Annotated in this window: 11 protein-coding genes; all 11 read left to right on the top strand. The window is 37.4% G+C overall.

All coding sequences use genetic code 11. From position 1 onward, the window contains the following. On the top strand, positions 1-449 hold a 449-nt coding region (locus tag AWW78_RS03825), incomplete at its 5' end, for an IF-2B domain-containing protein (protein WP_474116094.1). Further along, positions 397-1,545 carry a threonine synthase gene (locus AWW78_RS03820; protein ID WP_047134276.1) on the top strand — a complete coding sequence of 383 codons (1,149 nt, stop codon included), beginning with the start codon at positions 397-399 and terminating at the stop codon, positions 1,543-1,545. The genes AWW78_RS03825 and AWW78_RS03820, both read left to right, overlap by 53 nt. Positions 1,546-1,564: 19 nt before the next feature. Next, complete coding sequence (locus AWW78_RS03815) at positions 1,565-2,269, top strand: SDR family NAD(P)-dependent oxidoreductase (protein WP_047134275.1); 705 nt, start codon at positions 1,565-1,567, stop codon at positions 2,267-2,269. 78 nt (positions 2,270-2,347) lie between these two features. Continuing rightward, positions 2,348-3,169: a murein hydrolase activator EnvC family protein gene (locus AWW78_RS03810; protein WP_075426084.1), complete on the top strand. Its 822-nt coding sequence runs from the start codon at positions 2,348-2,350 to the stop codon at positions 3,167-3,169. A 17-nt stretch (positions 3,170-3,186) separates the two neighbouring features. After that, entirely contained in the window at positions 3,187-3,570 is a 384-nt protein-coding gene (locus tag AWW78_RS03805) for a bactofilin family protein (RefSeq protein WP_047134274.1), read from the top strand. A 1-nt stretch (position 3,571) separates the two neighbouring features. Beyond that, positions 3,572-3,838 (top strand): AtpZ/AtpI family protein, encoded by a 267-nt coding sequence (locus AWW78_RS03800; protein WP_075426083.1) that lies wholly within the window; start codon positions 3,572-3,574, stop codon positions 3,836-3,838. Next, positions 3,825-4,217, top strand: a complete 393-nt coding sequence (locus AWW78_RS03795) for an ATP synthase subunit I (protein WP_141652037.1) — start codon at positions 3,825-3,827, stop codon at positions 4,215-4,217. Before AWW78_RS03800 ends, AWW78_RS03795 begins: the two co-directional genes overlap by 14 nt. Positions 4,218-4,222: 5 nt before the next feature. Beyond that, on the top strand, positions 4,223-5,086 hold the full coding sequence (gene atpB / locus AWW78_RS03790; protein WP_047134280.1) for a F0F1 ATP synthase subunit A: 864 nt from the start codon (positions 4,223-4,225) through the stop codon (positions 5,084-5,086). A 30-nt stretch (positions 5,087-5,116) separates the two neighbouring features. Further along, positions 5,117-5,338: an ATP synthase F0 subunit C gene (gene atpE, locus AWW78_RS03785; protein WP_047134272.1), complete on the top strand. Its 222-nt coding sequence runs from the start codon at positions 5,117-5,119 to the stop codon at positions 5,336-5,338. 14 nt (positions 5,339-5,352) lie between these two features. Further along, a complete protein-coding gene (locus tag AWW78_RS03780; protein WP_047134271.1) occupies positions 5,353-5,847 on the top strand; it encodes a F0F1 ATP synthase subunit B in 495 nt (164 codons plus the stop codon). Between the two features lie 8 nt (positions 5,848-5,855). Then, complete coding sequence (locus AWW78_RS03775; RefSeq protein ID WP_047134270.1) at positions 5,856-6,404, top strand: F0F1 ATP synthase subunit delta; 549 nt, start codon at positions 5,856-5,858, stop codon at positions 6,402-6,404. The last annotated feature ends 19 nt before the right edge of the window (positions 6,405-6,423 follow it).

Here is a 6,423-nt window from a genome sequence, read left to right as displayed (position 1 = left end):
CCAAGTGTGAAGGCGATAAAATGGCGAAAAAACTTTCGGATTTAGGTTTTAATGTCTTTCTGGTAAATGATTTCGGTCTTGATCATGTTTTGGGGACGGTTGATCTCGTTGTATCTGGATGCGATGCGGTATTTGAAAATGGGGATATTTTGAATAAGGCTGGGACTTCGCCAATTTTTAAAATTGCAAGGCTTGCTGGGAAAGAGACATTGGTTCTTTGCGATTTTTCAAAATTTGTGCGTATGAAACCTGTTAAAAATTTTAAAGAATTTTTTACAGTTGGCAAAAGGGGAAATCTTAAAACTATTGATGTCATTTTTGAAGTCGTTGGCTCTGATCTCATTACAGGTTATATAACTGACGGTGGAATTTTTATAAACAAAAACAAAAGTAAAAATGAACTCGTTTATAATTTATCTGAGATGTTCAGTTTGCGGGGAAATTTTTGATCATCGCCAAGTGCAAAGATTTTGTCAGAATTGCAACGAGCCATTGATAGCGGTTTATGATTACGATGGGATAAAAAGACATGTCAGCAGGGATAGTTTTAAAACCAGAGTTTCAAGCATGTGGCGATATTTTGAATTTTTACCCGTCATCGATGAAAAAAATGTTGTGAGTTTGGGTGAGGGATGGACTCCGCTTTTAAGGTTGGAAAAATTTGGGAGCATACTCGGGTTGAAGAATTTGTTTTTAAAAGATGAATCGTTTAATCCAACGCTTTCATTTAAAGCTCGTGGTTTATCGTGTGCGGTTTCAAAGGCGGTTGAACTTGGGATTGATAAGGTTGCTTTGCCAACTGCTGGAAATGCTGGAAGTGCTTTAAGTGCTTATTGTGCTAGAGCAGGGATTAAATGTTTTGTAAGCGCTCCTAAGGATACGCCGTCTTTGATTTTAAAAGAATGTGAATTTTACGGTGCCGAGGTTGAGCTCGTTGATGGTCTAATTTCGGATGCTGTGAGGATAGTTCAAAGTCGGAATGAATTTTTCGATATTTCAACGATGAAAGAACCTTATCGTTTGCAGGGGAAGAAAACTCTGGGGTTTGAAATTGTTGAACAGCTTGGATGGGTTGTACCAGATTGGATAATTTATCCAACGGGTGGTGGAACTGGTCTCATTGGGATTTGGCTTGCTATTAATGAGTTAATTGAGGTTGGCTTGATCGAGAGAAAGTTTCCGAAAATGGTTGCAGTTCAATCTTCGGGTTGTGCACCAATTGTTAAGGCGTATAAAGAAGGAAAGACTCAGGTTGAGTTCTGGGAAAATGCGAAAACAATTGCTTATGGTTTGCGTGTGCCAAAGCCATTTGCTGGAAGGTTGATCCTTGAGATTATTCGTAAAAGTGGAGGCACTGCGGTTGAAGTTGAAGATAGCGATATAATTTTGGCGATGAAAAAGATGGCTGAGGTTGAGGGAATTATGCTTTGCCCAGAAGGCTCAGCGACGGCGGTGGCCCTTGAAAAACTTGTTTCTGATGGGATTATAAAAAGAGATGATATTGTTGTTATTTTTAATACAGCTTCTGGATTAAAGTATTTTTAAAAACATAACTGGAAAGAACATGTTCAACGATAAAAATGTAGTTGTAACTGGTTCAACAGGTGGGCTTGGCTCTGTAGTTGTGAGACATTTTCTTGATAATGGTGCAAGAGTTTATGCTGTGTATAGAAGTGGAAAAAAGTTTAAGGGAGTTTTTAAAGATGTTTTGAAAAATAAAAATCTGTACGGCGTCAAAGCTAATTTGCTCAAGGAAGGTGATGTTGAAAAAATTTTTAAATTTGTCAGAAGGCATGGTGGTGTTGATTTCTTAATAAATTGTGTGGGTGGATATTTTGAAGGGAAGATGATTTTTGAGCTTAAAGAGAGCGAATTTGATGAAATGATTGATTTGAATTTGCGAAGTGCTTTCTTATGTTCAAAGTGGGCTTTAAGGGATATGATTCTGAAGAGAAATGGACGGATTGTTAATATTTCTTCCACTCTTGCATTAAAACCTTCACCAGGAAAAGGCGCTTATATTGTTTCAAAAGCGGGGTTGATTGCACTTACCGAGGTTATTGCGGAGGAGGTTAAGGATTTCAATATTACATGTAATGTTATCTTGCCGAGCGTAATTGCAACTGAAGAGAATAAAAAAAGCATGCCTGGGGTTGATTACTCAAACTGGGTGGATCCTTATGATTTGGCAAGGTTTATAGGTTATTTATGTTCTGAAGAAGCAAAGGGAATAAACGGGGCGGTGATAAAGTTCCCAGGCAAAGTCTAATCCCGCAAATTTTTAGCAATTTGTTTTTTAGGGCTTATTTTTTTATATTTAAAACCTGAAAATTAAACTTTCTGCCTGATGATATTTCCAAGGTCAGGTTTTAGGCGTAAGAAGCAGCATTTTTATACTGTTTTATTTTTTTCTGATAAAAATGAGAAGCCCAGAGGTGTAAAGTTAAGTAGAGAGGCTTTGATTGTTTCCATTGTGCTTTTTATCCTTTTGATTTCTGCTATTGCTCTTGTGATAGTTATACATACGCCTGTTAAATATATCGTTTTTCCTGAAACATTTGCCGAAAGCAGAGAGAGGGCGAAGAAAATGCAAGAGTTATATCGACGACTTGAAAATTTTGCTTATGAACTTGAGAAGGTTAAACTTTACAATAATCTTTTACGCCAAGCGCTTGGGGAGAAGGTTAGCGATAGTATTGCAGTTAGTATAAGCAAACTTGAAAATATGTCTCAGAGAAGCCAAATGACAATGGATGAAGATTTCGATGTTTTGCAAATAATCGATGTTGAAGGTGTGAAGCCGAGGTTTATTTCACCAGTTTTTAATGGGTTTTTAACTCGTGGATTTAATCCAGAGATTCAACATTTTGGAATTGATATTGCAGCAAGGGAAGGAGATGTGATAAGGGCGATTGATGACGGTTATGTTATTTTCTCTGACTGGACTTATAGAAATGGATATGTAATCATGATTTTGCACAGTGGTGGATATATGAGCGTATATAAACATGCGCAGATGAATTTGAAGACAAGAAATGTTTTTGTCCGACAAGGTGAAGCAATAGCCCTTGTTGGAAAAACGGGTAAGACAGGACATGAACCACATTTACACTTTGAGCTGTGGAGGAACGGAAAGCCTTTAAATCCCAGATATTATATTCCAAATTAAAACTTGGGTAAAATTCGATGGCTCTAATTGGTGGGAACAAGGAGGGAAAAAGTTCAAATGTTGAGATTAACATCATTGCGAATGGAACTGTGATTGAGGGTAAGATTGTAAGTCAAGGCAGTATGCGAATCGACGGGAAAGTGAACGGTAATATCCATGTTAATGGTAATTTGACAATCGGGGCAACTGGGGAGGTACATGGAGACATTGAGGCTAAAAGTGCCATCATAAGTGGAAAGGTGAATGGAACAATTGTTGTCGCTGAAAAGCTCGTATTTGAAAGCAAAGCAGTTATAAAGGGTGACATTAAAGCATCAAAGCTTGTAGTCGATGAGGGAGCGATATTTGATGGCAAGTGTGTGATGACGACGAGTGTTTCAACAGTTAACAAAATTTCCTAAAATGTCAAATGAAGAGAAAAAGGAAGGAGCGTTTCGTGGTATAGGTCGTGCTGTAAAGGAAATGGCTCCGTATAGCGGACTTGGTTTACAGCTTGCGATAACTGTTGTAATATTTTGGTTTATAGGAAAATTGATTGACGACCATTATGGAACAGCACCTTTATGGATGATCGTCGGTGCGACGCTCGGTATAATTGTGGGTATGTATAACTTTATAAAGGCTGTGCTTGAACTTTTAAAAAGGAAGGAAAAGCATGATGAAAATTGATGTCAAAAGATTTTTAATATATGCTTTGGTTGCCGTTGTAGTTGTATGGTTGCTAATTTCATATCCACTTTTTAAATTTGCAAGTGTTGAGTTCATAAAGTCGTTTATCGTTGGTTCTTTGATAAGCGTTATCAATTCAATTATTGGAATTTTTATTCTGAAGCAAGGCATGGCGAAGTCAAATAAAGAATTTTTGAAGTTAACGATAGGAAGCATGGGAATTAGATTATTTGTGATCGCTGGAGTGATTTTTCTCTTGCTGAAAGTTTTAAATTTTGAAATTTATGGGCTTATTATATCTTTGCTTTTATTTTACTTTGTTTTCCTTGGGGTTGAGGTTTTATTTTTAGGTAAATTGACAACAAAAAGGGAGTTTTGAGGGAGGTGTGGATTAGTAATTTAGCTGTGGCAGCTGATACTTTGAAGCATTCAGGAGCTTCTCACGGTGGTGGAGAGAGCTCAGATTGGATGCTTCATCATATATCTGATTCAAGAACAATTGATCTTGAACCATTTGGACATATAACTCTTCCACAGTTTCCACCGATTCATATTGGGGGTATAACAATAGATCTTTCGATTACGAAGCATGTTTTCTTTATGTGGCTTGTCTCGATAATCCTTATCGTGGTTTTGTCTTTAGTTGCCAGAAGCTATAGAAGAAGCGTTGTGCCACATGGGTTAGCGAATTTGGTTGAGGTTTTTGTTGTTTTCATTCGTGATGAGATAATTTTATCTGTAATTGGTAAGGAGGGGTTAAGATATCTTCATTATTTCTTGACGCTTTTCTTTTTCATCCTTTTGTGCAACCTTTTTGGTTTAATTCCTTACGGGGCAACCGCAACTGGAAATCTTGCAGTTACAGGTGGACTTGCATTTTTATCTTTTATTCTAATTCAGATTGCTGGGATAAGAAAACATGGTTTAATTGGATATTATAAAGGGCTTGTCCCACATGGTGTTCCAGCGTTTGTTGCACCAGTTATGTTCATAGTTGAGTTTCTTGGGCTTTTTGCTAAGGCTTTTGCTTTAACCGTTCGTTTGTTTGCAAATATGACGGCAGGGCATATTGTCATTTTGGCTTTGATTGGTCTAATCTTCGTTTTCAAAAGTGTTCTTGTAGCTCCAATTTCAATTGCTTTTGCAATTTTCATAAACTTTCTTGAGATATTAGTTGCATTTATACAAGCGTATATTTTCACAATGCTTACAGCACTATTTGTGGGTCTTTCAATACATCAACATTAAAATAAAAACAAAAAACAAAAGGAGGAGAAAATGCCCGAATTAGCACACATTGCAGGTGGTTTCGGAGCAGCTTTATCAGTCATAGGTGCTGCATACGGAATAAGCAAACTTGCAGCTGCAACAATGGAGGCAAGCGGTCGTCAACCTGAAGTTGCTGGTGAGGTTAGAACATCAATGATAATTTCAGCAGCTTTGATAGAAGGTGTCACGCTCTTTGCTGAGGTTATATGTATCATTCTCGCGTTAAAATAAAAATTTTTTAAAGTATGCTTGAGATAAATCCAGGCGTTGCGATATGGACAATAATTACATTTTTGATTCTCGTTGTAATTTTGAAAAAGGTAGCTTGGGGACCAATAATTGAAGCGTTGACAAGGCGTGAGGAAAGTATAAGGAAAGCTCTTGAGGATGCTCAAAGGGCAAAGGAGGAAGCAGAAAGATTGATGGGGGAGAACAAACGCAATCTTGCCCGCGCTGAGGAAGAAGTGCAAAAAATAATTCGAGAGGGTAGAGAAACGGCTGAGAGAATACGTGCTGAGATATTGGAGAAGGCAAGGAAAGAAGCGGATATGATGATTGAGAGAGCAAGGGAGGAGATCGAGAGACATAGAGAGCAAGCGATGTTGCAGTTGAGGACTCAAGTGGTTGATCTTGCGATTCAGATTGCATCGAAACTGCTTGGGGAAACTTTAAATGAGCAGAAGCATAAGAAACTTGTTGAAAAATATCTTCAAGAAATTTCTTCTGAAAAAAGAGCTTGAGGTGATAGATGGCTAATATAAGGATAGCGAAAAGATATGCTAAGGCGTTAATTGAGATCGCTGAGGAACTTAAGAAACTTGATCGAATTACGCAAGATGTTCAGTTGATTGATTCGATGATAAGAAGCTCGCGTGATCTTCAACTTTTCTTGAAAAGTCCGATAATCAGAGAGGACAAAAAAAGGGAAATAATCCAGGAAATTTTTGCTGATAGTCGTGTTGATCCAATAGTTTTGAAATTTATACTTCTTCTGGTTGAGAAGAAGCGCGAGGATTTACTTCATGATATTGTTAAAGTGTATCAGGAATTATACGATGAGAAAGTTGGGGTGGTGACTGCAGAGGTTATTACCGCCCTGGAACTTAATGGCAACGAGAGGAAAAAAATTGAGAAAAAAATTCTTGAATTGACTGGAGCGAAAAAAGTTAAAGCGATTTATAAAGTTGATCCATCGATACTTGGTGGGATTATAATAAAGATTGGTGATACTGTTTACGACGCAAGCATAAAAAGAAGAATTCAACTTTTGCGCGAACAATTGATTTATGGGAGTTAAAAAGAAAACAAAGGTAGAA

It is taken from the genome of Candidatus Kryptonium thompsonii (assembly GCF_001535985.1).
Classification (GTDB): Bacteria; Bacteroidota; Ignavibacteria; order Kryptoniales; family Kryptoniaceae; genus Kryptonium; species Kryptonium thompsonii.
This window is presented reverse-complemented; position numbering and strand designations above follow the sequence as displayed.

What these genes read in the sequence shown, in the direction of transcription:
- AWW78_RS03820 (WP_047134276.1), top strand. Translation starts at nt 397, where the DNA reads ATGAACTCGTTTATAATTTATCTGAGATGTTCAGTTTGCGGGGAAATT.
- AWW78_RS03815 (WP_047134275.1), top strand. Translation starts at nt 1,565, where the DNA reads ATGTTCAACGATAAAAATGTAGTTGTAACTGGTTCAACAGGTGGGCTT.
- AWW78_RS03810 (WP_075426084.1), top strand. Translation starts at nt 2,348, where the DNA reads ATGATATTTCCAAGGTCAGGTTTTAGGCGTAAGAAGCAGCATTTTTAT.
- AWW78_RS03805 (WP_047134274.1), top strand. Translation starts at nt 3,187, where the DNA reads ATGGCTCTAATTGGTGGGAACAAGGAGGGAAAAAGTTCAAATGTTGAG.
- AWW78_RS03800 (WP_075426083.1), top strand. Translation starts at nt 3,572, where the DNA reads ATGTCAAATGAAGAGAAAAAGGAAGGAGCGTTTCGTGGTATAGGTCGT.
- AWW78_RS03795 (WP_141652037.1), top strand. Translation starts at nt 3,825, where the DNA reads ATGATGAAAATTGATGTCAAAAGATTTTTAATATATGCTTTGGTTGCC.
- atpE (WP_047134272.1), top strand. Translation starts at nt 5,117, where the DNA reads ATGCCCGAATTAGCACACATTGCAGGTGGTTTCGGAGCAGCTTTATCA.
- AWW78_RS03780 (WP_047134271.1), top strand. Translation starts at nt 5,353, where the DNA reads ATGCTTGAGATAAATCCAGGCGTTGCGATATGGACAATAATTACATTT.
- AWW78_RS03775 (WP_047134270.1), top strand. Translation starts at nt 5,856, where the DNA reads ATGGCTAATATAAGGATAGCGAAAAGATATGCTAAGGCGTTAATTGAG.